This window comes from Rhodovulum sulfidophilum DSM 1374, from assembly GCF_001633165.1.
GTDB lineage: Bacteria > Pseudomonadota > Alphaproteobacteria > Rhodobacterales > Rhodobacteraceae > Rhodovulum > Rhodovulum sulfidophilum.
This window is the reverse complement of record NZ_CP015418.1, coordinates 2712749-2736482: the sequence shown is the minus strand read 5'-3', so window position 1 is coordinate 2736482 and position 23734 is coordinate 2712749. Positions and strand designations below refer to the sequence as shown.

20 protein-coding genes and 3 pseudogenes are annotated in these 23734 nt (G+C 66.3%); 18 read left to right on the top strand and 5 right to left on the bottom strand.

What is annotated here, in order from left to right:
- Nucleotides 1-46 precede the first annotated feature (46 nt).
- The 9 genes from A6W98_RS12930 to A6W98_RS12890 all read left to right on the top strand — a co-directional run bounded on the left by A6W98_RS12930 (nucleotide 47) and on the right by A6W98_RS12890 (nucleotide 8040).
- A complete protein-coding gene (locus tag A6W98_RS12930) occupies nucleotides 47-964 on the top strand; it encodes a GlxA family transcriptional regulator (protein ID WP_155734892.1) in 918 nt (305 codons plus the stop codon).
- A gap of 158 nt (nucleotides 965-1122) precedes the next feature.
- Nucleotides 1123-2304: an ABC transporter substrate-binding protein gene (locus tag A6W98_RS12925; protein ID WP_042462078.1), complete on the top strand. Its 1182-nt coding sequence runs from the start codon at nucleotides 1123-1125 to the stop codon at nucleotides 2302-2304.
- Nucleotides 2305-2433: 129 nt separating this feature from the next.
- Nucleotides 2434-3246 (top strand): ABC transporter ATP-binding protein, encoded by an 813-nt coding sequence (locus tag A6W98_RS12920; RefSeq protein ID WP_042462076.1) that lies wholly within the window; start codon nucleotides 2434-2436, stop codon nucleotides 3244-3246.
- 85 nt (nucleotides 3247-3331) lie between these two features.
- Entirely contained in the window at nucleotides 3332-4042 is a 711-nt protein-coding gene (locus A6W98_RS12915) for an ABC transporter ATP-binding protein (RefSeq protein WP_042462074.1), read from the top strand.
- 3 nt (nucleotides 4043-4045) lie between these two features.
- The gene (locus tag A6W98_RS12910; RefSeq protein WP_042462072.1) at nucleotides 4046-4483 is read left to right on the top strand and encodes a hypothetical protein; all 438 of its coding nucleotides are present in this window, start codon (nucleotides 4046-4048) and stop codon (nucleotides 4481-4483) included.
- 50 nt (nucleotides 4484-4533) lie between these two features.
- Nucleotides 4534-4695: a hypothetical protein gene (locus A6W98_RS21145; RefSeq protein ID WP_155734803.1), complete on the top strand. Its 162-nt coding sequence runs from the start codon at nucleotides 4534-4536 to the stop codon at nucleotides 4693-4695.
- Complete coding sequence (locus A6W98_RS12905) at nucleotides 4695-5705, top strand: branched-chain amino acid ABC transporter permease (RefSeq protein WP_042462070.1); 1011 nt, start codon at nucleotides 4695-4697, stop codon at nucleotides 5703-5705. The genes A6W98_RS21145 and A6W98_RS12905 overlap by 1 nt, the downstream gene beginning before the upstream one ends.
- Entirely contained in the window at nucleotides 5702-7000 is a 1299-nt protein-coding gene (locus A6W98_RS12900; RefSeq protein WP_042462068.1) for a branched-chain amino acid ABC transporter permease, read from the top strand. Before A6W98_RS12905 ends, A6W98_RS12900 begins: the two co-directional genes overlap by 4 nt.
- A gap of 431 nt (nucleotides 7001-7431) precedes the next feature.
- A complete protein-coding gene (locus tag A6W98_RS12890) occupies nucleotides 7432-8040 on the top strand; it encodes a nucleotidyltransferase family protein (protein WP_406678823.1) in 609 nt (202 codons plus the stop codon).
- 273 nt (nucleotides 8041-8313) lie between these two features.
- Here A6W98_RS12890 and A6W98_RS12885 read toward each other — a convergent pair whose 3' ends face one another.
- A complete protein-coding gene (locus A6W98_RS12885) occupies nucleotides 8314-8745 on the bottom strand; it encodes a hypothetical protein (RefSeq protein ID WP_052678041.1) in 432 nt (143 codons plus the stop codon).
- A gap of 560 nt (nucleotides 8746-9305) precedes the next feature.
- The gene (locus A6W98_RS12880; RefSeq protein WP_155734802.1) at nucleotides 9306-9779 is read right to left on the bottom strand and encodes a hypothetical protein; all 474 of its coding nucleotides are present in this window, start codon (nucleotides 9777-9779) and stop codon (nucleotides 9306-9308) included.
- A gap of 237 nt (nucleotides 9780-10016) precedes the next feature.
- On the opposite strand from A6W98_RS12880, the gene moaA reads away from it, so the two are divergent.
- Nucleotides 10017-11027: a GTP 3',8-cyclase MoaA gene (moaA, locus tag A6W98_RS12875; protein ID WP_042465068.1), complete on the top strand. Its 1011-nt coding sequence runs from the start codon at nucleotides 10017-10019 to the stop codon at nucleotides 11025-11027.
- Nucleotides 11028-11173: 146 nt separating this feature from the next.
- Nucleotides 11174-11908 (top strand): YrbL family protein, encoded by a 735-nt coding sequence (locus tag A6W98_RS12870; protein ID WP_052678039.1) that lies wholly within the window; start codon nucleotides 11174-11176, stop codon nucleotides 11906-11908.
- A 39-nt stretch (nucleotides 11909-11947) separates the two neighbouring features.
- On the opposite strand, the gene A6W98_RS12865 is transcribed toward A6W98_RS12870, so the two are convergent.
- A complete protein-coding gene (locus A6W98_RS12865; RefSeq protein ID WP_042462063.1) occupies nucleotides 11948-13318 on the bottom strand; it encodes an aspartate aminotransferase family protein in 1371 nt (456 codons plus the stop codon).
- 292 nt (nucleotides 13319-13610) lie between these two features.
- On the opposite strand from A6W98_RS12865, the gene A6W98_RS12860 reads away from it, so the two are divergent.
- Nucleotides 13611-14822, top strand: coding sequence for a M24 family metallopeptidase (locus A6W98_RS12860; RefSeq protein ID WP_042462062.1), 1212 nt, complete (start codon nucleotides 13611-13613; stop codon nucleotides 14820-14822).
- Nucleotides 14822-15982, top strand: coding sequence for an acetylornithine deacetylase (gene argE / locus A6W98_RS12855; protein WP_042462060.1), 1161 nt, complete (start codon nucleotides 14822-14824; stop codon nucleotides 15980-15982). The genes A6W98_RS12860 and argE overlap by 1 nt, the downstream gene beginning before the upstream one ends.
- 130 nt (nucleotides 15983-16112) lie before the next feature.
- Here the strand turns inward: argE and A6W98_RS12845 are convergent.
- Nucleotides 16113-16574 (bottom strand): annotated as a pseudogene (locus A6W98_RS12845) (transposase); the annotation flags it as partial.
- Between the two features lie 160 nt (nucleotides 16575-16734).
- Between A6W98_RS12845 and A6W98_RS21140 the strand changes: the two are divergent.
- Nucleotides 16735-16827 (top strand): annotated as a pseudogene (locus A6W98_RS21140) (integrase core domain-containing protein); the annotation flags it as partial.
- A 135-nt stretch (nucleotides 16828-16962) separates the two neighbouring features.
- Here the strand turns inward: A6W98_RS21140 and A6W98_RS12840 are convergent.
- Nucleotides 16963-18030, bottom strand: a complete 1068-nt coding sequence (locus A6W98_RS12840; RefSeq protein ID WP_155734801.1) for an ABC transporter substrate-binding protein — start codon at nucleotides 18028-18030, stop codon at nucleotides 16963-16965.
- 192 nt (nucleotides 18031-18222) lie between these two features.
- Here A6W98_RS12840 and A6W98_RS12835 point away from each other — a divergent pair, with 192 nt between their 5' ends.
- From A6W98_RS12835 to A6W98_RS12820, 4 genes and pseudogenes are all read left to right on the top strand, one after another.
- Entirely contained in the window at nucleotides 18223-20655 is a 2433-nt protein-coding gene (locus A6W98_RS12835) for a TonB-dependent receptor (RefSeq protein ID WP_168161830.1), read from the top strand.
- A 242-nt stretch (nucleotides 20656-20897) separates the two neighbouring features.
- A complete protein-coding gene (locus A6W98_RS12830) occupies nucleotides 20898-22142 on the top strand; it encodes a phage tail tape measure protein (RefSeq protein ID WP_052678038.1) in 1245 nt (414 codons plus the stop codon).
- On the top strand, nucleotides 22142-22852 hold the full coding sequence (locus A6W98_RS12825) for a hypothetical protein (RefSeq protein ID WP_042462053.1): 711 nt from the start codon (nucleotides 22142-22144) through the stop codon (nucleotides 22850-22852). The genes A6W98_RS12830 and A6W98_RS12825 overlap by 1 nt, the downstream gene beginning before the upstream one ends.
- Nucleotides 22758-23727 (top strand): annotated as a pseudogene (locus tag A6W98_RS12820) (IS5 family transposase). Before A6W98_RS12825 ends, A6W98_RS12820 begins: the two are co-directional and overlap by 95 nt.
- Nucleotides 23728-23734 lie beyond the last annotated feature (7 nt).

Here is a 23734-nt window from a genome sequence, read left to right as displayed (position 1 = left end):
AGGCCGGACGCAGGACCTCGTTTTCGTCCTGCTCGACCGTTTCACCATGATCAGCTTCGCGGGCGCCATCGAGCCCTTCCGCATCGCCAACCGGATGGCGGGCCGGACGCTGTACCGCTGGCGCCTGGCCGCGGAAGGCGGCGAGGAGGTGACCTGCTCGAACGGCACGCGGATCCGGCCCGATATCGGCTTCGAGCCGCTCGGACGCGACGAGATGGTGATCATCTGCGGCGGCCTCGACGTGCAGGCCGAGACCACGCGCGGGCTGGTGGCCTGGCTCCGGCGCGAGGCACGCAAGGGGCTGGCCATGGCCGGGCTCTGCACCGCCGCCCATGCGCTGGCCAAGGCCGGGCTGCTCGACGGCAGGCGCGCGACCATCCACTGGGAGAACCAGGACGGCTTTCTCGAGGATTTCCCCGAGATCGAGCTGACCCGGTCGGTCTTCGTGATCGACGGCAACCGGATGACGACGGCCGGCGGGACCGCCTCGATCGACCTCGCGCTGACGCTGATCGCCCGGACCCATGGCCAGGACCTGGCCAATGCGGTGGCCGACCAGCTGGTCTACTCCTCGATCCGCACCGATCAGGACACCCAGCGGCTGTCGATCCCGACCCGGATCGGGGTGCGCCATCCCAAGCTCAGCCAGGTCATCCAGGTGATGGAGAAGAACCTCGAGGACCCGATCTCGCCCGCGACGCTGGCGCGCGATGTCGGCATGTCGACGCGGCAGCTGGAACGGCTGTTCCGGCGCTATCTGAACCGCAGCCCGAAGCGCTATTACATGGAACTGCGGCTGTCCAAGGCGCGCAACCTGTTGATGCAGACCGACATGAGCGTCATCAACGTGGCGCTGGCCTGCGGCTTTGCCTCGCCCAGCCATTTCTCGAAATGCTACCGCGCGCATTACGACACCACGCCCTATCGCGAACGAGGCAGCCGCAGCGGCCGCACCGAGGCGTGAGGGTGCCCCCGACCGCCCCGCGCACCCAGCCCCGCCGCCTGCCCGGCCCTGCGTCATTCCGCGCCTGGACATGTCCTGACCCGGAAGACCCCCTTTTCTTTACGAAACTTGCAAATTAACGTTCCTCGGGATTTCATTCCAACAGGGGAGTTGACAGTATGAAGAAGCTGCTTCTGGCCAGCGCGGCCACATTGGGCTGCGCGGGCGGCGCAAATGCCGAGGATATCAAGATCGGCGTTCTGCTGGGCTTCACCGGCCCGATCGAGTCCATGGCGGTTGCCATGGGCGCCGGCGCCGATCTGGCGATCAAGGAGGTCAATGAAAGCGGCAAGCTTCTGGACGGCGATACCGTGGTGGCGGTGCGCGGCGACGCGACCTGCATCGACAGTTCCGCGGCGACGGCCGCGGCCGAACGCATGATCACCTCGGATGGCGTCAAGGGGATCATGGGCGCGGGCTGTTCGGGCGTGACCGGCGCGGTCCTTCAGAACGTGGCGCGCCCCAACGGCATGGTGATGATCTCGCCCTCGGCGACCTCGCCGGCGCTGTCCGATGTCGAGGATGACGGGCTGTTCTTCCGCACCGCGCCCTCCGATGCCCGTCAGGGGCAGGTCATGGCCAATATCCTGAAGGATGACGGCGTCGACTCGGTCGCGCTGACCTATACCAACAACGATTACGGCAAGGGCCTGGCCAACAGCTTCGAGACCGCCTTCACCGCCGCGGGCGGCACGGTGACGATCTCGGCCGCGCATGAGGACGACAAGGGCGACTATTCCGCCGAAGTCGGCGCGCTGGCCGCCGCCGGGGGCGATCTGCTGCTCGTGGCCGGCTATGCCGACCGGGGCGGCGCGGGCATCCTGCGGTCGGCCCTCGACCTGGGCGCCTTCGACCGATTCCACTTCCCCGACGGCATGGTCTCGGACGCCACCACCGATACCTTCGGCGACGAGATCGACGGCTCGACCGGCCAGCTGCCGGGCAACGACACTCCCGGCGCCGAGAAATATGCCGAGATCGTCGATGGCGCCTTCGATTCCACCGCCATCTTCTCGGGCGAAAGCTACGATGCGACGGCGCTGATCCTGCTGGCCATGCAGGCGGCGGGCTCGACCGATCCGCAGGTCTACAAGGACAAGATCATGGATGTGGCCAACGCGCCCGGCGAAGAGATCTATCCGGGCGAGCTGGACAAGGCGCTGCAGATCCTCGCCGATGGCGGCGATATCGACTATGTCGGCGCCACCGCGCTGGAATTCATCGATGGCGGCGAGAGCCGGGGCAATTACCGCGTGGTCAAGGTGGAAGACGGCAAGTTCGTGGCGACCGGCTATCGCTGAGCGACACAAAATTGCGTTTTTCCGCCTCGAAATGCGGCAAACTGTCGGTCTGGCGGAAGAAAAGGCGGCCCGGGGTTTTCCGGGCCGCTTCCATGATGTAGTCACGCGGCTCGTATCGGGAGGCTGGGCGTGATCCGGGTAGAAAATCTTCACAGGCATTTCGGGGGGTTCCACGCGGTGGATGGCGCCTCGATCGAGATCGCCACGGGGTCCATCACCGGCCTCATCGGACCGAATGGCGCGGGCAAGTCGACGCTGTTCAACGTGATTGCCGGGGTGCTGCCGCCGACCTCGGGTCGGGTGATGATGAATGGCGAGGACATCACCGGGCTGAAGCCGCATGAGCTGTTCCACAAGGGGCTGCTCAGGACCTTCCAGATCGCGCATGAATTCTCGTCGATGACGGTGCGCGAGAACCTGATGATGGTGCCCGCGGGCCAGTCGGGCGAAAGCCTGTGGTCGGCCTGCTTCCGCCGCGGACGCATCGCCGAGGAAGAGCGCGCGCTGGCCCGCAAGGCCGACGAGGTGCTGGACTTCCTGACCATCTCGCATGTCGCCGACGAGAAGGCGGGCAATCTTTCGGGCGGGCAGAAGAAGCTTCTGGAGCTTGGGCGCACGATGATGGTGGATGCCAGGATCGTGTTTCTCGACGAGGTCGGGGCGGGCGTGAACCGGACGCTGCTGAACACCATCGGGGACGCCATCGTGCGGCTGAACCGCGAGCGCGGCTACACCTTCTGCGTGATCGAGCATGACATGGATTTCATCGGCCGGCTCTGCGATCCGGTGATCGTGATGGCCGAGGGCAAGGTGCTGGCCGAGGGCAAGGCGGACGAGATCATGCAGAACGAGGCGGTGATCGAGGCCTATCTGGGCACCGGGCTGAAGAACAGGATCAAGGCGGGTCCGGTCTCGGAACCGGTCTCTGAAGCCGGCGCCTGACCGGCGTCTCAGACCGGCCGTCCGCGCCTCTGTCGGGCGTTGGCGGGGGTATTTGGACCAAGAAGAAGGACGAGAAGGCGCGCGGATGGCAGATCCTTTCCTGATCGGAGACCGGATGACCGGCGGCTATGGCGGGGCCGATATCCTGCATGGCTGCACGGTGGCGGTCGAGAAGGGCGAGATCGCGGTGATCGTGGGCCCGAACGGCGCCGGCAAGTCGACCGCGATGAAGGCGGTCTTCGGGATGCTCGATATCCATTCCGGCGCGGTGCGGCTGAATGGTGAGGACATCACCCGGCTGAGCCCGCAGGCGCGGGTCGCCAAGGGCATGGCCTTCGTGCCGCAAACCCAGAACATCTTCACCTCCATGACCGTGGAGGAAAACCTCGAGATGGGGGCCTTCCTGCGCCGCGACGACATTTCGGCCACGATCGAGGAGGTCTATCAGCTCTTTCCGATCCTGCGCGAAAAGCGCCGTCAGGCCGCGGGCGAGCTGTCGGGCGGGCAGCGCCAGCAGGTCGCGGTGGGCCGCGCGCTGATGACCCGGCCTTCGGTCCTGATGCTGGACGAGCCGACCGCGGGCGTCAGCCCGATCGTGATGGACGAGCTGTTCGACAGGATCATCGAGGTCGCGCGCACCGGCATTTCGATCCTGATGGTGGAACAGAATGCGCGCCAGGCGCTCGAGATCGCCGACAAGGGCTATGTGCTGGTGCAGGGCCGCAACGCCTATACCGATACCGGTCGCGCCCTGCTCGACGATCCCGAGGTGCGGCGCACCTTCCTGGGGGGCTGATAAATGCGATTTTTCTTCATGATGGCGGGGCTTCTGGCCGTATCTGCCGGTGCGGCGGAGGCCCGGGACCTGCGGCTCGACTGCGTGGCCCGGCAGGTCTGCGTCAGCAATATCGAGCCGGGCCGCGCGAGCTGCCAGCAGACCGAATTGCGCTACCGGCTGGAGGTCGGGCGCAAGACCGGCGCCAAGGTGGTGATGACGCCCGAGGGCGACGATGCCGGAATGTTCTACGAGTTCCGCCGCCTGCCCGGGCGCGCGGGCATCCGGCTGCAGGCCAGCGGCGGCGCGCTCGAAGCGGGTCAGGGCGCGGGTGCGCTGACCGTCTTCGAGACGCTCGATTTCGTCCTGACCCGCCACAACGCCCTGCAGCTGGACCCGGAAGACGGCGCGCTGCAGGCAATCGCGGTCAACGTGCATGGCAGCTGTGCCGAGAGTGAATGAAGCCGGTCGGGGCGCCCCACGGCGCCGGACCCGTTCGAAGGAGAGACGCGATGGCCGATGACGCAAGCACCGCCCGGGCGCCGCTGCGGCGGCCCGCCCCAGATCATTGCCGTCCGGAGGGCGCTGCTGCGCGCGGTGGCGGAGGCGGGAAATACCCCGTCTTTCCGGCCGGGCGGCCGGTTGCCGCGACCTATATCGGGACCTGCCAGTGATGGATTTCATCAACGCGCTCGTGACCTTCTCGAATTTCGTTCTGGTTCCGGCCACCGCCTACGGGGCGCAGCTGGCGCTTGGGGCGCTCGGCGTCACGCTGATCTACGGCATTCTCCGTTTCTCGAATTTCGCCCATGGCGACACCATGGCCTTCGGAACGATGATGACCATTCTCGCAACCTGGGCGCTGCAGGCAGCGGGCGTCTCCTTCGGGCCGTTGCCGACGGCGCTTCTGGCCCTGCCCTTCGGGATTGCCGCGACCGCGCTTCTGGTGCTGGGAACCGACCGGCTGGTCTATCGCTTCTACCGGGCGCAGCGCGCCAAGCCGGTGATCCTGGTGATCGTGTCGATGGGGATCATGTTCATCCTCAACGGCGTGGTCCGGATCGTGATCGGGCCCGGCGAACAGCGCTTCGCCGATGGCGAGCGCTTCATCATCACCGCGCGCGAGTTCAAGACCCTGACCGGGCTTGACGAGGGGCTGGCGATCCGCACCACGCAGGGGCTGACGATCGTGACCGCGGTGATCGTGGTGGCGCTGCTGTTCTGGTTCCTGAACCGCACCCGCACCGGCAAGTCGATGCGGGCCTTCTCGGATAACGAGGATCTGGCGCTGTTGTCGGGGATCAACCCCGAGCGCGTGGTCGCGATCACCTGGATCATCGTCGCTGCGCTCGCGACCATTGCGGGCGTGCTTTACGGGCTCGACAAGTCGTTCAAGCCCTTCACCTATTTCCAGCTTCTGCTGCCGATCTTCGCGGCGGCCATCGTCGGCGGGCTCGGCAGCCCGCTTGGCGCCATCGCAGGGGGATTTCTCATCGCCTTTTCCGAGGTCACCGTGACCTATGCCTGGAAGAAGGTGCTGACCTATATCCTGCCCGACACCCTGGCGCCTGACGGGCTGGTCCAGCTTATGAGCACCGATTACAAGTTCGCGGTCAGCTTCGTGATCCTGGTGATCGTGCTCCTGTTCCGCCCGACGGGGCTTTTCCGGGGGAAAACGGCATGACCAAGCGCGATATCGGGCTTTTCGTATTGGTGGCAGTCCTGCTCGTCGGAACCGGCCTGCTGCAAAGCTGGAACGCGGCTCTATACATCCTGAATTACGGCCTGATCTCGGCGGTCATGGCGCTGGGTGTGAACATGCAATGGGGCTATGCCGGGCTCTTCAATATCGGCGTCATGGGCTTCACGGCACTGGGCGGGCTGGCGGTGGTGCTTGTCGCCATGGCACCGGTCGGCGCGGCCTGGTCGGCCGGGGGCAGCCATGTCCTGCTGGCGCTGGCGGTCGGGCTCGGGGTGATCCTCGGTGCGATCCAGATCTGGCGCCGGGTCGGCCGCGGCGCGCTTCGCGGGCTGGCGATGGTGGTCTGGCTGGTCGCCGGGTTCTTCATCTACCGCGCGATCTTCGATCCCGCCGTCTCGGCAATCGAGGCCATCGACCCGGCCGCCACCGGCTATCTCGGGGGGCTCGGATTGCCGGTGCTCTTGGCCTGGCCGGTCGGGGCGCTGTTTGCGGCGGGAGCTGCCTGGGTGATCGGAAAGACCGCGCTGGGGCTGCGGGCCGACTATCTGGCCATCGCCACGCTCGGCATCGCCGAGATCATCATCGCGGTTCTGAAGAACGAGGACTGGCTGAGCCGGGGCGTCAAGAACGTGAACGGAATTCCCCGCCCGGTACCCTATGAAGTCGACCTTCAGGCCAGTGCCGCCTTCGTCGAGAAGGCCCAGGCGCTTGGCCTCGATCCGACCACCGCCTCGACCATCTTCGTCAAGCTGCTTTATGCCGGGCTTTTCGCGGTCGTCCTGATCGCCCTGCTCTGGCTGAGCGAGAAGGCGCTGAAATCGCCCTGGGGCCGGATGATGCGGGCGATCCGCGACAACGAGACCGCCGCCGCCGCCATGGGCAAGGATGTCACCCGCCGGCATCTGCAGGTCTTCGTGCTCGGCTCGGCGATCTGCGGGCTCGCGGGGGCAATGATGATCACCTATGACAGCCAGCTCACCCCGGGCTCGTTCCAGCCGCTGCGCTTCACCTTCCTGATCTGGGTGATGGTGATCGTCGGCGGCTCGGGCAACAACTGGGGCGCGGTGCTGGGCGGCTTCCTGATCTGGTTCCTCTGGGTCCAGGTCGAACCCCTGGGCGCCTGGTTCATGGGGGCGATCACCTCGGGCATGGCCGATGGCTCGGCGCTGAAGACCCATCTGCTGGACAGCGTGGCGCATATGCGTCTGCTGACCATGGGCGTGGTGCTGCTGGTGGTTCTGCGGTTCAGCCCGCGCGGTCTGATCCCGGAACGCTAGGCCGACCGCTAGCCGTTACAGGCGCAACCGGCTCCCTTGCGGCATGTCCGGTCGCGACTGATGCAGCTGTCGCCGCAAGCCTTGCCCTTGCGGCAGACCCTGCAGCAGGCGGCCTGATGAATGGTCGCCTCAAGCGGCTTTCCGACCGAAAGCAGCCGCTCGACAGGCGATGGCGCGGCCGACAGCATCGGCCCCTGCCCCTGTACCTGGGCTTGCGCGACGGCGCTTCCTGCCCATAGGATAAGGCAAAGACCGAGAAGCACCTGCTTGAGTTGTCTGACCATCCGACAGTCCTCCTTGAATGGCATGTTCAATGCTTTTCGCCGCTGTCGGGCAAATATGTGACGTAAATACGGCTTTGCGCAAAAAGCAATAAGCGGACCGGCACGACCGCGACGATCGCCACAGACCGTTCGAAAGGGGGAACGGCCGTGAAGACCGACATCCTGATCCTGGTTCCCGCCGCGGGAGCCTCGTCTCGCATGCATGGGCGCGACAAGCTTCTTGAATGCGTCGGGGGCGAGGCGCTCCTGCGCCGTCAGGTGCGGGCCGCGGGGGCAAGCGGAGCGCAGGTGCTGGTGCTGGTGACCTTGCCGCGCCATGCGGCCGGGCCGAGGGGCGAACAGCTCGACGCCCTGCCGCGCCTCAAGGTCGCCTATGTCGATCCGGCCGAGGGGATGGCCGCCTCGCTTCGCGCCGGCGCGGCGGCGGCCAGGGCGGCGGGGGCGCGCGGGCTGATGGTGTTGCTGCCGGACATGCCCGACATCGAGACCGGCGATGTCGTCCGGATGATCGAGGCTTTTGCCAAAGCGCCCGATCGGTGCCTGCGCGCGACCACCGAGGATGGCCGCCCCGGGCATCCGGTCCTGTTTCCGGCGCGTCTGTTTCCGGGGCTCGAAGCGGTTGCGGGCGACACTGGTGGGCGCGATATGCTGGCCGCCGAGACCGTCTGTCCGGTCGTCCTTCCGGGCGAGCGCGCCGTGACCGATCTCGACACGCCCGAAGCCTGGGCGGCCTGGCGCGCGCAAACCGGCCACTAGGCGTTCCGTCCCGGCATCCGGCGGGCCTTGGCCGATGATGAAACTGTCCGGCTCCGGGCTCCGAAGGTTGCAAATCCATTCGCATGGACTGAACCCGCCGGGGATTTTCAGCCTCCGGGCCAGCTTCGCAGGGCGCGGGTGCAAAGCTGCCCGTGGCCGCGCTCAAGGCGAAGCCGTCCTTCCGTTCCGCGGCTGGCGCGCGACCCGAACCGGAGGATCACATGGCCCGGAGCCCGGGCGGCGCGGCAGGGACAAAGGCCCTTCGACCCATGTTCAGATCTCTCCCGCGACCCGCATCTGCCTTGCATAGGCATAGAACAGGATCGCCATCGCCGCCGCGCCCGCGATCATCGCATCGCCGAAATAGCCCGCGACCTCGGTCAGGCCGGGGGTGGCGAAGACGATCAGCCAGACGGCGGCGACGGTCATCCCCAGCGCCGAGAAGCCCAGTATCCAGGGCGCCACGCCGACCCGGAGAAACAGCAGCACCGCGCCGAGCAGCCCGCCCCAGACCGCGACCGCCCAGGCGCCGTCGACAAAGGCCGGAACCGAGGTGAAATACGCGGCCTGGCTCTGGGTGAAAAGCTGCAGATACGGGGCGACGCCATATTGCGTCATCACGTAATCGGCGCATCCGGCAAGGTTCCAGAGGATTGCCAGGATCGCCACCGGCATCATGTGCCAGGCCTCGGACTCGTCGGACATCTTCCATCCTCGGTTTTCAGACGCGCGCGCCGTTGGATCGTGCCGCCTTGGGCAGATCCTGTCCAGCGGGTGCGACGTTATGCAAAAGCCGCGCGCCGGGCGCAAGCCCCGGTCTTCGGTCTTTCCGCGCTCCGCGGCCGATCCTTGCCCGATTTTGACCGCGACTGCCCGCGAAACGCGCAAGGATCGCTTGACAGGAGTCACGCCCCGTTTCCGATCTGCCGTCAGGGCGATGGCGGACCGGTGGGGCCTGCGGCAAGTTTCAGGCCGATACTGTTGAAAAACTCGCCTGCGGGGGCGCAGAGCAAAAGCTCATGGGACATGGTTCCGCGTTTCCGCAATCGCGTCTCGCAATCGGACCTTTGCTGCCGCTTTGAAGAACGACGTTCCAAACCCGGGCGATCTCTCATCCGCTTCCGGAGTTTTTCAACACAATCGGGACAGTCGCCGACGCCGTCCGGCTGGCCTTTGTCCGGAAACGCCGCGGAACCAGCCTTTTCGCTGGCGACCCGGCGACGGGCGGACCGGAAAGGTGACGTGGTTGCCGAAACGCGGCCCCGTCATTCCGAGGCGTAGACCTTGAGATTCGTCAGCGAGATCAGCGGCACCTCCAGCGCCCGCATCGCCGATAACGAAACCCGCGTGCCCGCCCCGGTTGCGCCGCCACTCGGGCGCAGTTCGACCTGCACGCTCTTGCCCGATACCGGATCGGCCAGCCGCCCCCTGCGGATCTCGTCGGTAAGCGGGGTCAACGCCCAGAAACCGGCATCGGTCGGATCGCCGAGCGAGGCCGTGGTCACGCCGAGATCGCGCTCGAAGCCGAAGACCGGGGCCGAGGCCTCGTCGAGCCCGGCAGGCGCGGTGGCACCGGCCATTCCATCCGTTGCAGAAGCCGGATCGCCAGGTTCGGGCGGAAGCGCTTCGAGCACCGACAAAGGGGCGCCCGGGGCGGTCTCGTCGGGGCGTTGGGACGCCTCTCCGCCGGGCGCCATGGCAGCGTTGCACCCGGCCAGCGCAAGGAGGAGACCAGCCATCCCCAGACCGGGCATTACCAGCCCCGGCAGACCAAGACCCGGCCCCCGGAAAAGGCCGGCATTTCTGTCAGCTCGGAGGGCTGTTCCCGGTGCTCTGGCCCCGGCTCTGGGGCGCCCGATATCGCGCGGCATCGACGGTCTCCTTGATCGCAGCCTTGTTTCCAGCCTAGCGGCTTCGACCCCGAGCCGAAAGGCGCTTGCCGAAGGTCTGCCCTGCCCTTAGTGTCATGCGACATGATGCAGCAGACGCCCCTTGTCGATCCCTTCGCCCGCGCGATCACCTATCTCAGGGTCTCGGTCACCGACCGATGCGACTTCCGCTGCGTCTATTGCATGGCCGAGAACATGACCTTCCTGCCCAAGCGCGAGCTGCTGACGCTGGAAGAACTCGACCGGCTCTGTTCGACCTTCATCGGGCTCGGGGTGAAGAAGCTTCGGATCACCGGCGGCGAGCCCCTGGTCCGGCGCGATATCCTCACCTTCTTCGGCGCCATGGGGCGCCATCTCGAGAGCGGCGCGCTCGACGAGTTGACCGTGACCACCAATGGCTCGCAGCTGGAAAAGCACGCCGCCGCGCTGTATGCGGCCGGGGTGCGCCGGGTGAATCTCAGCCTCGACACGCTGAACGAGGAGAAATTCGCCTGCGTCACCCGCTGGGGCCGGCTTGCGCAGGTGATGCGCGGGATCGACGCGGCGCAGGCGGCCGGGCTTCGGATCAAGATCAACACCGTCGCGCTGAAGGGGTTCAACGAGGACGAGCTGTTCGATCTGGTCGACTGGTGCGCGTCCCGCGACATGGACCTGACCTTCATCGAGGTCATGCCGATGGGCGATCTCGGCAATGATTACCGGGTCGGCCAGTACTGGTCGGTGGGCGAGGTGCGGGCGCAGCTCGAGGAACGGTTCACCACCGTCGATCTGGCCGAGCGCACCGGCGGCCCCGCGCGCTATGTGCGACTGGCCGAGACCGGGCAGAAGATCGGCTTCATCACGCCGCTGTCGCATAATTTCTGCGAAAGCTGCAACCGGGTCCGGCTGACCTGCACGGGCGAGCTTTACATGTGCCTGGGGCAGGAGGACCGCGCCGATCTGCGCGCGCCGCTGCGCGAGCATCCCGACAGCAACGCGCCGCTGATCGGGGCGATCCGCGCCGCCATCGCGGCCAAGCCCGAGGGCCATGACTTCGACTATTCGCGCCAGCGCGCCGACGGTCAGGTCAGCCGCCACATGAGCCATACCGGCGGCTGATCCCGGCGCGCTTGCCACGGGCAAGGATGCCGCAGGCATTGCCGGAATTCCACATGGAAATCAGTCATTAAGCGGCGTATGAAAGATAAGTTCAGCTGCCCCTTGCAGACCGGGCGGGATTACTTATTCGCAGAAGTCACCACCAAATGAACAAGACCGCGCTGACCGCCGCTTCCGAGGACATTATTCCACTCGACCCGAAGGACAGCATCGCCGAAGGCGGCGAACGCTGGGTTTTCCGGCATCCGGATTATTCGCATATCCTGATCAAGATGCTGAAGCGGCGCAAAACCGAGATGTTCAACCGTTGGTGGACCTTCGGGCACCTGTCGCAGAGGTTTCTGCCCGCCTCACGTTACCGATCGACTGCCAAGCAATATGACGAATACCGCCGTCTGGTGATGGAGAACCTCTTCGACCCGGGCTTCGAGCTGCCGGTCGCGCATCTTTACGGCTTTGTTAAGACCAGTCTCGGCTATGGCTGTCTGACCGAGCGGATCACCGACGAGACCGGGCGCACCGCGCCCAACCTGCAGCAGCGGATAGAGGCCGGAACATTCACAGAGGCCGACCGTAAAGGCCTGAACCGCTTTGTCGCGCGGCTTTACGACATCAGCATCTGCGCCGCCGATATGGGACCTGCGAATTTCGTCCATGGATATCGTGGCGCCAGCCGTCCCGGCAGCAATCGCGTACCGCAATGGGTCTTGGTCGACGGGTTCGGCGACCGCTATGCCATCACCGCACGCACCTATTCGCGCCGGATCCGTCTACGCGGAATGGACAGCCGGTTCCGCAAGGGCAAGAAGGTCCGGGGCCTGCGCTGGTGCCCCGAAGCGCGCCAGTTCGAATTCGCGGACGACTACCGCCCTGCGACCTGAGCGGGCGCGCCATGGCGGCGCGCCCCTTCCCGTTTGGGGTCAGCCCAGAACCGCCTTGACGGCCTTCGCTGTCACGTCGACCACGCGGTCGGCCTCTTCCTTCGAGAGGCAGAGCGGCGGGGCGAAACCGATGATGTCGCCCTGCGGCATGGCCCGGGCGATCACGCCCGATGTCGCCATCTCGGCCACGACCGCGCCCGCGACCTTGCCCGCCGGATCGTAGAAGGTCCGCGAGCCCTTGTCTTCGACCAGCTCGACCGCGCAGAGCATCCCCTCGCCGCGGATGTCGCCGACATGGGCATGCTCGCTCAGCGCGGTCTTCATCGCATTGACGAAATAACCGCCGGTCTCGGCCGCGTTCCTCACCAGACCCAGATCGTCGATCAGCTTGAGGTTGGCGACACCCGCCGCCGCGCCGATGGGGTGCGCCGAATAGGTCCAGCCATGGCCGATGGGGCCGAATTCGTCGGTGCCCTCTTCCAGAACCTTCCACATCCGGTCCGACACGATCGACCCCGACAGCGGCGCATAGGCCGAGGTCAGGCCCTTGGCGATGGTGATGAGATCGGGTTTCAGCCCGTATTTCGACGACCCGAACATCTCGCCCAGACGGCCGAAGCCGGTGACGACCTCGTCGACGATCAGGAGGATGTCGTGCTTTTCGAGGATCGGCTGGATCGCCTCCCAATAGCCCGCGGGCGGCGGCACGATGCCCCCCGTCCCCAGCACCGGCTCGCCGATGAAGGCGGCGATGGTGTCGGGGCCCTCACGCTCGATCAGCGCCTCGAGCTCGGCCGCGCAATGGGCGACGAAATCGGCCTCGGTCATGTCGAGATCGGGGCGGCGGTAGTAATAGGGCGCCTCGGTATGCAGGATCGGCGCCAGCGGCAGGTCGAACTTGTTGTGGAAGCCCGCAAGCCCGGTCAGCGAGCCCGTCATCAGCCCCGAGCCGTGATAGCCCCGCCAGCGGCTGATGATCTTCTTCTTCGCAGGCCGCCCGCGTACGTTGTTGTAATACCACACGAGCTTGATGTTGGTCTCGTTCGCATCCGAACCGCCAAGACCGAAATAGACCTTGGACATGTGATCGGGGGCGCGGTCCATGACCATCTTGGCAAGCGTGATCGAGGCTTCGGTGCCGTGGCCGACATAGGCATGGTAATAGGAGAGCTGGCGCGCCTGCTCGGCGATGGCCTCGGAAATCTCGCTTCGGCCATAGCCCACATTCACGCAGTAAAGACCGGCAAAGGCGTCCAGCAGCCGGTTGCCGTCGCGGTCCTCGATGAACACGCCCTGCCCGCCCGAGATCACCCGCTCGGGCGCCTCGCCGCGGGCGAATTGCGCCAGATGGGTCGAGGGGTGGAAGAAACTCTCCCGGTCCCACTGTTCCAGCATGTCGTTCTTCAGCATCCGCCGTGTCCTTTCTTCCGGCATCGCGACCGGCCGGATGCCGGGACGCGATGCGTTTCAGTCCGGGGCATGGGCCCCCTGCCCCTCACACCTAGCCCGGAACGCGCTCTCTTCCCACCCCATCGCCCGGAAAGGCGGCAGCCGGGCCGACCGCTTCGGGGCACCGGCCGTTCGCCCCTGCCCGCCCCTTGACGCGGCAGGGCGGCTTCTGTCTCATCGGGCGCATCGCCCCCTTTCCCCCCTTCCGCCCCGGCCCGCCCGGCGGCGGCCTGCCGCGAGGAGCCCTCTGCCCATGACCGAAGAAATCGTCCAGTTCGGCTATGCCGCCGAGGGCCGCGCCCCGTTTTCGCTGGCCGAATACGAGCGGCGGCTTGGACTGGTCCGGCGGGCGATGGACGAGAAGGGCATCGACATCCTCTTTGTCGAGGATCCGTCGAACATGGCCTGGCTGACGGGCTATGACGGCTGGTCCTTCTACGTGCATCAGGGCGTGCTGGTCTTTCACGACGCCGATCCGATGTGGTGGGGCCGCCAGATGGACGCAAACGGTGCGGTGCGCACGGTCTGGATGGCGGGCGCGCATATCACCCATTATTCCGACGCCTTTGTGCAATCGACCGAACGCCACCCGATGCAGCATCTGGCGGGGCTGCTGCACGATCTGGGCTATGGCGCCCGGCGGATCGGGGTCGAGATGGAGAATTACTATTTCTCGGCCAAGGCCTATGTGACGCTGCGCCATGCCCTGCCCGAGGCGCATCTGGTCGACGCCACCGCGCTGGTGAACTGGCAGCGCACGGTCAAGTCCGACGAAGAGCTCGACTTCATGCGCCGCGCCGCCTCGATCTCGGAACGGATGATCGACGGCGTGCTCGAGCGGATCGAGCCCGGCCTGCCCAAGAACGAGTTGGTGGCCGATCTCTACCGCGATGCGCTGGCGGGCAATGGCGATTGGGGCGACTATCCGGCCATCGTGCCGCTTCTGCCCTCGGGCAAGGATGCCTCGGCCTCGCACCTGACCTGGGACGGGCGGCCCTTCGAGAGCGGCGAGGCCACTTTCTTTGAAATCTCGGGCTGTTACCGCCGCTATCACGCGCCCTTCTGCCGGACGATCTTCCTGGGCGAGCCGCCCGATTACATGCGCACGGCCGAAGCCGCGCTGATCGAGGGGATCGAGGCCGGGCTCTGGGCCGCCAAGGCCGGCAACCGCGCCTGCGACATCGCCAATGCGCTGGCAGCGCCGCTGGAACGCGCGGGCATCCGGCGCGGCGCGCGCTGCGGCTATCCGGTCGGGCTCAGCTATCCGCCCGATTGGGGCGAACGCACGATCTCGCTGCGCGAGGAGGACGACACCGTGCTGGAGGAAGGCATGACCTTCCATTTCATGCCCGGCCTCTGGATGGAGAACTGGGGGCTCGAGATCACAGAATCCATCCTGATCCGCGAGGAGGGCCCGGCCGAGACCCTGTGCAACCGCCCCCGCAAGCTCTATGTGAAATCCTGATGACCCGGCTCGATGACACCTGCGCGATCCTCGCCGATCTGGTGGCCTTTCCCACCGTGTCGTCGGAGTCGAACCTTGAAATGATCGTTCATATCGCCGCGCTGCTGGGCGATCTGGGCGCGCGGGTCGATCTGTTTCACGACGCGACCGGGCACAAGGCGAATCTTTTCGCGACGCTGGGGCCGCGCAACACCGATGGCGGGATCGTGTTGTCGGGCCATACCGACGTGGTGCCGGTCGCCGATCAGGACTGGTCGACCGACCCCTTCGCCCTGCACGAGGCCGGTGGGCGGCTTTACGGGCGCGGCACCTGCGACATGAAGGGGTTCATCGCCGCCTGCCTTGCCATGGCGCCGGTCTATGCCGGGCTCGAGCTCACCCGCCCGCTCCATTTCGCCTTCACCCATGACGAGGAGGTCGGCTGCCTGGGCGGTCAGGCGCTGGTGGCCGAGCTGTCCGCCCGCGGGCTGCGCCCCGCCATCGCGCTGATCGGCGAGCCGACCGAGATGCGCATCGTCGAGGCCCATAAGGGCTGCTGCGAATACACCGTCGAATTCCACGGCCGCGAGGGCCACGGCTCGAACCCCGATGCGGGCGTGAACGCGGCCGAGGCCGCCGTGCGCTACGTCACCCGGCTGATGCGGCTGGCCGAAGAGCTCAAGACCCGCGCACCGGAGGACAGCCCGTTCGAGCCGCCCTGGACCACGGTCAATCTCGGCCGGATCTCGGGCGGGCAGGTCCATAACGTGATCCCCGGCAAGGCCGAGGTGGCCTGGGAAATGCGGCCGGTGCGCTCGGACGATATCGGCTTCGTCAAGGAGGCGATGGCCCGCCATGTGGCCGAGCTTCTGCCCGCCATGCGCGCGGTTGCCCCCGAGGCCAGCATCCTGACCCATGTGATCGGCGAGGTGGTCGGGCTCGAGCCCCTCACCGAGAATGCCGCGCGCGCGCTCCTGTCCGAGCTCACCGGGCAGCCCCGCGCCGAGACGGTGCCGTTCTCGACCGAGGCCGGGCTGTTCCAGAGCCTCGGCTGCGCCGCCGCCGTCTGCGGCCCCGGCGCCATCGCCCAGGCCCACAAGCCCGACGAATACGTCACCCGCGACCAACTGGCACAATGCCTCGCAATGCTGGAGGGGCTGACCGGAGTGCTGACCGCCTGAGGTCCAGTGAGCCCCTCCGGCCAAGACAGCCCCTGATCGTTCAGTTCCGCCAAAAAATACGCTTCTCCGCCCGATTGGCGGCGGTCAGAGGCGGCGGCAGGCCTGCCGCCAACCCTCCCTTCTGATCGCATCGCTCTTCGTAGCGGACCATCTTGCGATCCGCGCCGACAACCCGGCACGCCCGCCGTTCTGACAGCCCGAAAAGGGCCTTCAGATGCGCGACCGCCTCGCGCTTCACGACAGGCGTCATCGTTCAGGCATTCCATCGAACCGATGGCGTTCATGCCTTCACTTTGAAACCAGCCCCTTCCTCGCGGCGAGATCGAGCATCTGCTCGGCCAGCAGCTTTTTCAGCTTCCCGTTCTCATCATCGAGCGCCTTCAGCCGCTTCGCCTCCGACACCGTCATGCCGCCGAACTTGGCTTTACAGTTGTAGAAGGTGCCTTCCGAGATACCGTTCGACGCTACAAACGGTCCCCCGGACCGTTTGCTCGACGCTTGAACTGCGGCACAGGTCCGCGCACGTCGTACCAGCCTCGTGCTCGGTCAGAATGCCGATGATCTGCTCGTCCGTGACCCTTGTTTGCTTCATTGTCCGTCCTCAGGTTGAGGCGGACTCTTAATCGGCGGTGGAGGGAAAAGCCCGTGGCAGGTCACACAGCCGGAAACTCCAGCCGGAGGCGATCCGTGATTGGGGAGCAGAGCAAGTTGGTGCAGCCTCTACATTGCGGTGATGGGAATTCGCGGCGGGAAGGTCATTCAATTCGAAACTCCGCGACGACCTCCTGAATGGCGAAATATTCTACACACTCGCCGAGGCCCGCGTGGTGATCGAAACATGGCGGGCCGAGCAAGGGCCGTGTTGCCGAGACCAAACCCGTTCTGGACGCGACCGCGATCCGAATGCGGGGGCGCCTCACGGGTATCGACAGCAGGGAGGCAAGGCGATGGGTCGGGGGTCGGCACCCTGCGGCCCAAGGTCATCGGGACGCCGCGGGGACAGAGACCGCAGCCATCGCAATCTCGGAAAACGCTCGGGTCCAGGCTTCCAGCGTGTAGGGATAGCCGACCACATCCATGTCGGAATAGGCGGGCAGAGGCAGGATGGCATCGGCTGCGACGGCCGGGATGCCTGCGAGGGCCGGCACTGCGGCTGTTGCACGCCGCAGCGCCGCGCGAACCTGGTCGGCATCGCCGGTTGCGACGATGACATCCGGCTCGGCCGCAGCGATCGCATGCCAGTCGACGCGCATGGGGGCGCCGCCGGCATCGGGCACCGCTGTCGGGGCGCCGACCGTTTCGACGCCGATGCGGTCAAGAAGGGCGAGATCGGTCGGACCGCCCGGACGTTCCACCGTCACGGCCATATCCCCGCCATCGGCACCATGCAGCACCGTCGCCCGCATCGGTCGGTCAAGAGGCAGCAGCGCCTCGACCGAGGCAATCCGGGCCTCACGTTCGTCAAGAAGAGCGGCGGCCTCGGCGCTGCGCCCGAACATTTCGCCGATCTGAAAGATCGCAAGGTCCGCGCCGATCGTGAAATCGACGGTCTCGATCGCGGTCCCCATATGCTCGACCAGGTCGGCCTGCGTGATCAGCGGCATCAGACGCTGTGGATCCTGTGCGGGATCGGTGACATCGAATGGGTCGGAGCTCTCGACCACGATCCGCGGCGCCTCGGTCTCGAGCAGCGCCACGAGGATCGCGCAGGGGTTTTCGTCGACCATATGAGCCGGGGTGCCAAGCGGGAGGCTGCCCGCGCTTTCGAGGAGCGTGTCCAAGGCTGAATCGGTCTGTCGGATCGAATAGGCCTGCGGCACTATTCCCAGATGGGTGGCGACGTTCAGAAGACGGTCGCCGATCAGGATGCCGGGTGTCGGTTGGGTATTGGCTTCAATGGCCAAGGAAGGCGTCGCCGCTGCCAGCGCCGCCAGGACTGCAAGAACGCGCATGACGATCTCCTGCCTGAGATGGAGGGTCAGCACCTCGCCTGGCGCGGGCTGGGATCGTGCTGACCTGTGCTTCTTACAGCTCCAGCCGGGTGTCAACCTGCCTCGCTAACAAAGGCCCAGATACTTGACAAAAAAAGTAGGGCAGTATTTTTGGCGACTCGCCAGCCCACCGCCAGCTCTTTGCAATGTAAGGGGTGCGGAATGACGTTTTGCAGGCGGCAGGGCTTGGTGCTTGCCACAACTATCTTGTCCGGCAGTCTGCCGGCGCTGGCCGATGAAGATGCCAGGTTGGGGATCATCTATCTTGAAGAAGAGATAGACTGGGGCGCGCTTGCTCCGCTCACCATGGACCGGGAGGATACCGATACTTTCGGCGACACCTCGGGGGATGTGAACGAAGCCATAGCGACCCTGCCCAATGTGCAGAACGAGACCCAGCGCACCGTCGGCGGGGTGTCGGATAACGGGGTCAGTTCGGACAGCATGCTGGACCTGCAGCCGTCCAAGCTTTCGATTTCAGGGGCTGCAGTCACCGAGAACAACATCATGATAAACGGGATCGGCATCAACAGCATCGTTGCCGCCGAACCCTTCGCCGTCGGATCCCTGGACAAGAACACGGGCAGCACCGGCATCGATACGATCTACGGCCTGCACCCGCAGACCCAGTATGTGCCCGAAGCCTTCATCGACGGCGTCGAGGTTCAGACCTCAAACGTCTCGGCGCGATATGGCGGCTTTCAGGGCGGCGTGGTGAATTACCTTCTGCGCGAGCCCACTGGCGAAAGCCGGGGCCTGCTGAGCTTCGGATTTTCCAGCGACGATCTGACGACATACAACCTGGAAACCGAAAGCGGCACCAACCCGCTGAACCGGGCCAAGCCGGAATGGACCCGCAAGGAGGTGGGTGTCGAATACGAGACGCCGCTGACCGATACCACATCCGTCCTGCTGTCGTTCAGCCGCAACACCGCCTGGGGACGCAAACCCATCGGCCATCAGTATATCGGCGACCGTGTGGAGTCGGAGTCGAGCAGCGATTTCGGCCGGGTCGTTCTGCGCCACGAACTGCAGGATGGCGGCGTGTTCAAGCTGTCAGGCGCCGCCACCGAATACGAGCAGGAATGGCAATCGAACTACAGCTATGGCTATCAGCTCGACACGAAGACCAGCGGACGGACGCTGAGCGGGGAATACGCCAACATCTTCGGCGCCTGGGATCTGAGCGCAAGGCTGACCTATTCGCGCAACAAGGTCGCCAATGACAGCAACGTGGATTACTACGCCAACTGGATCGGCCGCAATACTGACGACACGCTTTACGACGGTGCGCTCGACTGGTGCAACGTCTCGCCGCTGACCACGGGCTATGTCTCGTGCATGGAGGGCGGGTTCACCGGCAACAAGCGCTATGACGACAAGACGCTGCATGCCGATCTGGACCTGAGCCGCGACCTGGCAGGCGGGCGGCTGAACTTCGGCGCCTCGGTGATCAAGTCCCAGGCGAAACGCGCGCGGCTGAGCGACACGACGGCCTATGCGGCGTTCATGCCCAACACGCTTGGCATCTGCCCGCCCGGAGACCTGTTCTGCAATGCCGACCAGTTCTGGTTCGTCCGCGTGATCTATCCGGCCTATGCGCTGGAGGTGGACGCGATGAAATACGAAACCTTCCTGGAATGGGAAAGGAGTTGGGAACGCTTCGATCTGCGCGCCGGGCTGCGGCTGGACCGAAACGACGTGATGGACAACACCGATATCGCGCCGCGCCTGTCGCTGGGCTACAGGCTGTCGGACACGGTGCGCGCGGATCTCGGGCTGAACCGCTATTACTCCGACGACTACATGGCCTATGCGATCCACGACAAGACGCCCCGCGGCATCAACGAAACGCGCCCCGTGCCGACCATGGACCCGGTCCCCTACGATTTCGGGGAATACCGCTATACCCAGCAGGGGCTGAAGACGCCCTATACCGACGAGGTGGCGCTGGGGCTGACCGCGGCGGATCCCTGGACCGGCGGCACCTGGCGGATGACACTTCTGAACCGGCACGGACGCGACCAGTTCGCCCATTCCTCGGTCCCGTCCGGCGGAACCTATCCCGACAACGTACTGACCAACGATGGCTGGAACCGCTACCGCTCGGCCACACTGGAATATGCCCGGGTCTGGGACCGGCCGGGGCCGCGCCTCCTCGACAGCGTCGGGCTGCGCGTCAGCGGGGTGGTGGCCGACCGCGAGACCTCGTCCAGCGGCTATTACAACGCCTCGGACGAGCTGAACGAGATCGACCTGATCTGGTACAACGACAAATCCTATACCAACGAGCAGTTCGACCAGTTGACGGGCAATTACGACATCCCTGTGCGCGCCGCGGTCGAGGTGCAGACCAGTTGGGACCGGGGCCGCTACGGTCTGGGGCTGGGGGCCGATATCAATTTCGGATATGAAGGGGTGCGCGACACCGATGAAGACGAGACCCATGTCAACCCGGTCTACGGCTCGCGCCCGCACAGCGTCTACGAGGACTACCGCTTCAAGACCTATGCGCGGCTGAACCTGTCGGCGCAGGCGCGCGTCTATTCCGCGGCCGGTCGCGACGTCCATCTCAAGCTCAAGGTGGCGAACCTGCTGAACAAGAGCCTGGGCGGCTCGACAGATATGCACCCCTGGGTCGAAGGCCGCAGCTACTGGCTGGGAACCGAAGTCACCTGGTAGGCCCCCCACGCGCCGCAAGGTGCCCTCTGGTGAGGCAGAGAAGTCCGGCGTCTGAGGAAGGATCAGGCGCCGGACCGGCTGTCTGATCCCATTGTGTGGGGGCGATCCATCCAAGGGCATGGCAGGACGCCTCTGGACCAAGGTCGTCACGACAGCGCCACGGTGAGGCATCGAGCCGCCATTGGTCCCGGGCGCTTGGGATCGGGGCGGCCGTCGCGGCCGCGGCCAGGTCGAGCTTCGAGATGGTCGATGCGCAGGCCAAGCTGGCGCAGTCCCTCGAGACCTCGACCAGATCGGTGCAGCTGCTGGGCCGCGCCGCCGATCTGTCCGGCGTGCCGATGTCCCAGCTGCAGCAGGCCGCGCTGGCGCTGAACAAGCGCCTCTCGGAGGCCTCGTCCGGCGCGGGCCCGGCGGTGAAGGCGCTGCGGGCCCTGGGCCTGGAGGCCCGGGACCTGCTCGGTCTCGATCTCGATCAGCGCTTCGACAGGATCAACGGCGCCATTGCCGGGCTGGAGGATCCGGCGAAGAAGGCTGCGGTCGCGGCCGCGCTCTATGGCGACCGGGCCTATGCCGCCATCACCCGGCTGGACAGCGCGACGCTCAGCCAGGCGGCCCGCGATGTCGATCAGTTCGGGGTCGCGCTGTCGGAGCTGCAGGCCGACAATATCGAGGCCGCCAACGATGCCATGTCGACGCTGGGCGTGGTCATGCGCGGGGTCGGCAACCAGGTCGCGGCCAGCATGGCCCCGGCGATCACCGCGCTGGCCACGGGCTTCACCGACCTGTTGCGCGAGGGCACGCCGCTGCGCGCGATGCTGGACGGGCTGGGCGCCAGCGTGAGCGGCACGTTCCAGGTCATGTCCGGGACCATCGGCCGGCTCATGTCCTATGCCGGCACATTCGCGTCCTTCCTGGCGGGGCGGTTCGTCACCAGCATGTCGCTGGCCGCGGCCTCGGTGGTGACGCTGAACGCCAAGCTGCTGCTGACCCGGGCGGCCCTGATGCGCACCGGGTTCGGCGCGCTGGTCATCGGTGTCGGCGAGCTGCTCGACCGCGCGATGAGCCCGCTCTCGGACGCTCTGGGCTCCATGTTCGACGGGCTGTTCTCGGGGCTCTTCGGCGGCCGCGCAAGCGGCGGCGGCGGGACGGTCAAGCCCATCGGGGATCTGATCGGCAAGGTGATGGAGGCCGGGTCGTTTGACGGCGGCGGGCGCACGCCCCTCGGGCCGCGCGCGGGCGGGCTCGACGGCAAGGGTGGGTTTCTGGCCATGCTGCACCCCAATGAAAGCGTGATCGACCATACCCGCGACAGCGGCGGCTTCGGCGGCTTCGGCGCGGTCCGGGGCGGCGACGTCTATGTGAGCGTGCAGGGCTCCAATGCCAGCCCGGAACAGATCGCGGCCGCCGTGCGGGCGGAAAGCCGACGCCAGGCCTCGGAGATCTATGACCGCCGCAAGCGGATGGCCCGGGCGGGAGGGGCGAGCTGATGGCCTTTCCACCGAAGAGCGTGCGGGTCGCCGCCTTCACCCTGACCCGGATCACCAGCAGCCTGCGGGTGCAGAGCCCCTACAGTTTTGCGCAGACCGCCTATGACTTCATGGGCGGCATGTGGGCGGCCGAGCTGACCCTGACCCATGTCTCGGCGGCCGAGAATGCCGCGACCGAAGCCTGGCTGGCGGGCCTGAACGGGATGGCCGGGACCTTCGAGATGGGGCCGGTCGATTACGAAGGCCCCCATGGCGCGATCTCGGCCGATCCTGTCGTCGCGGTCGCGGCCAATGCCCGGGCGCAGGCGCTGGTGCTGCAGCTCGCCAGGGCGGGCGACCGGGCGCTGCCGGGCGATTACCTGACCCTCGGCCGCCATCTGCATATCGTGACCGGGACCGAGGCCCCCACCCCCGCCTTCCGGCAGAGCGTCACGCTCTGGCCCCGGCTGCGCCGCCCCATCGCCCCGGGCGATCCGGTGGCGATGCGCGCGCCCTTCGGCACCTGGGCGCTGGCCGGTCCCGAGACCAGCTACAGCGGCAGCCAGTCCCGGGGGCTTGTTGCACAAAGCGGTAAGGAGGATTCATTGCGCGCATCCCGTGCTTTAGATCGATGCCATGCCGAAGCCCTCTCCCACCCGCTATCTCACGACGAACTGGTCCGAATACAACGCCGCGCTCCGCCAGCGGGGGGCGCTCTCGGTCTGGTTTGATCCCGGCAGAGTCTGGCAGGCTGGAAAGACCGGCAAGCGGGGGCGGCCCGAGACGTTCTCTGATGCGGCGGTCCAGGTCTGTCTCACGCTGAAAGTGCTCTTCGGCCTTCCGCTTCGGCAAACGGTTGGGCCGGTCGAGAGCCTGATCCGGATGGCTGGGCTCGACTGGCCGGTGCCGGACTATTCGACGCTGTGCCGACGCCAGGCGCGGATCGGGGTGCAGGTCCCGTATCGCCGTTCGGGCAAGCCCTTGACCCTCCTTGTCGACAGCACCGGTATCGAGTTCCGTGGCGATGGCGAATGGCTGGCCCGCAAGTATGGTCCGTCGCGTCGCAGGCAATGCGCAAGGTCCACATCGCCATGGACACGCAAACCTGCGACATACGCGCGGTCGAGTTCACCTCGAGCCGCCAGGGCGACAGCCCCCTGCTGCCCGACCTGCTGTCGCACATTCCCGAGGATGAAGAGAGTGCCACCGTCACCGCGGACGGCGCATACGACAGGCGGCGATGCCCCACTGCCATCATCGCGCGCGGCGCGGATGCCGTCATACCCATCCGCCGGAACGGCCGCGCCTGGAAAGAAGACTGCCCCGCAGCATCGGGGCGCAACGAGATCCTGCGGGCGACGCGGCACCTCGGCAGGGCGCTCTGGAAGAAGTGGGCCGGCGACCATGTCCGAAGTCGGGTCGAGGCCCAGATGAACCGCCTGAAGCTCTTCGGTGAGCGGATCATGTCACGAGAACCCGACCGCCAGACCGCCGAAATCCAGATCCGCATCATTCGCCATTGTCGCTCGGACCAATGGCGCGACATGGCTCATTCATGAATCGCTTCTCGGCCCTCGGCAGGGCCGAGATCGAGGCCGTCGCCTGAACGGCCA

What these genes read in the sequence shown, in the direction of transcription:
- A6W98_RS12930 (WP_155734892.1), top strand. Translation starts at nt 47, where the DNA reads ATGATCAGCTTCGCGGGCGCCATCGAGCCCTTCCGCATCGCCAACCGG.
- A6W98_RS12925 (WP_042462078.1), top strand. Translation starts at nt 1,123, where the DNA reads ATGAAGAAGCTGCTTCTGGCCAGCGCGGCCACATTGGGCTGCGCGGGC.
- A6W98_RS12915 (WP_042462074.1), top strand. Translation starts at nt 3,332, where the DNA reads ATGGCAGATCCTTTCCTGATCGGAGACCGGATGACCGGCGGCTATGGC.
- A6W98_RS12910 (WP_042462072.1), top strand. Translation starts at nt 4,046, where the DNA reads ATGCGATTTTTCTTCATGATGGCGGGGCTTCTGGCCGTATCTGCCGGT.
- A6W98_RS21145 (WP_155734803.1), top strand. Translation starts at nt 4,534, where the DNA reads ATGGCCGATGACGCAAGCACCGCCCGGGCGCCGCTGCGGCGGCCCGCC.
- A6W98_RS12905 (WP_042462070.1), top strand. Translation starts at nt 4,695, where the DNA reads ATGGATTTCATCAACGCGCTCGTGACCTTCTCGAATTTCGTTCTGGTT.
- A6W98_RS12900 (WP_042462068.1), top strand. Translation starts at nt 5,702, where the DNA reads ATGACCAAGCGCGATATCGGGCTTTTCGTATTGGTGGCAGTCCTGCTC.
- A6W98_RS12885 (WP_052678041.1), bottom strand. Translation starts at nt 8,745, where the DNA reads ATGTCCGACGAGTCCGAGGCCTGGCACATGATGCCGGTGGCGATCCTG.
- A6W98_RS12880 (WP_155734802.1), bottom strand. Translation starts at nt 9,779, where the DNA reads ATGGCTGGTCTCCTCCTTGCGCTGGCCGGGTGCAACGCTGCCATGGCG.
- moaA (WP_042465068.1), top strand. Translation starts at nt 10,017, where the DNA reads ATGCAGCAGACGCCCCTTGTCGATCCCTTCGCCCGCGCGATCACCTAT.
- A6W98_RS12870 (WP_052678039.1), top strand. Translation starts at nt 11,174, where the DNA reads ATGAACAAGACCGCGCTGACCGCCGCTTCCGAGGACATTATTCCACTC.
- A6W98_RS12865 (WP_042462063.1), bottom strand. Translation starts at nt 13,318, where the DNA reads ATGCTGAAGAACGACATGCTGGAACAGTGGGACCGGGAGAGTTTCTTC.
- A6W98_RS12860 (WP_042462062.1), top strand. Translation starts at nt 13,611, where the DNA reads ATGACCGAAGAAATCGTCCAGTTCGGCTATGCCGCCGAGGGCCGCGCC.
- argE (WP_042462060.1), top strand. Translation starts at nt 14,822, where the DNA reads ATGACCCGGCTCGATGACACCTGCGCGATCCTCGCCGATCTGGTGGCC.
- A6W98_RS12830 (WP_052678038.1), top strand. Translation starts at nt 20,898, where the DNA reads ATGGTCGATGCGCAGGCCAAGCTGGCGCAGTCCCTCGAGACCTCGACC.
- A6W98_RS12825 (WP_042462053.1), top strand. Translation starts at nt 22,142, where the DNA reads ATGGCCTTTCCACCGAAGAGCGTGCGGGTCGCCGCCTTCACCCTGACC.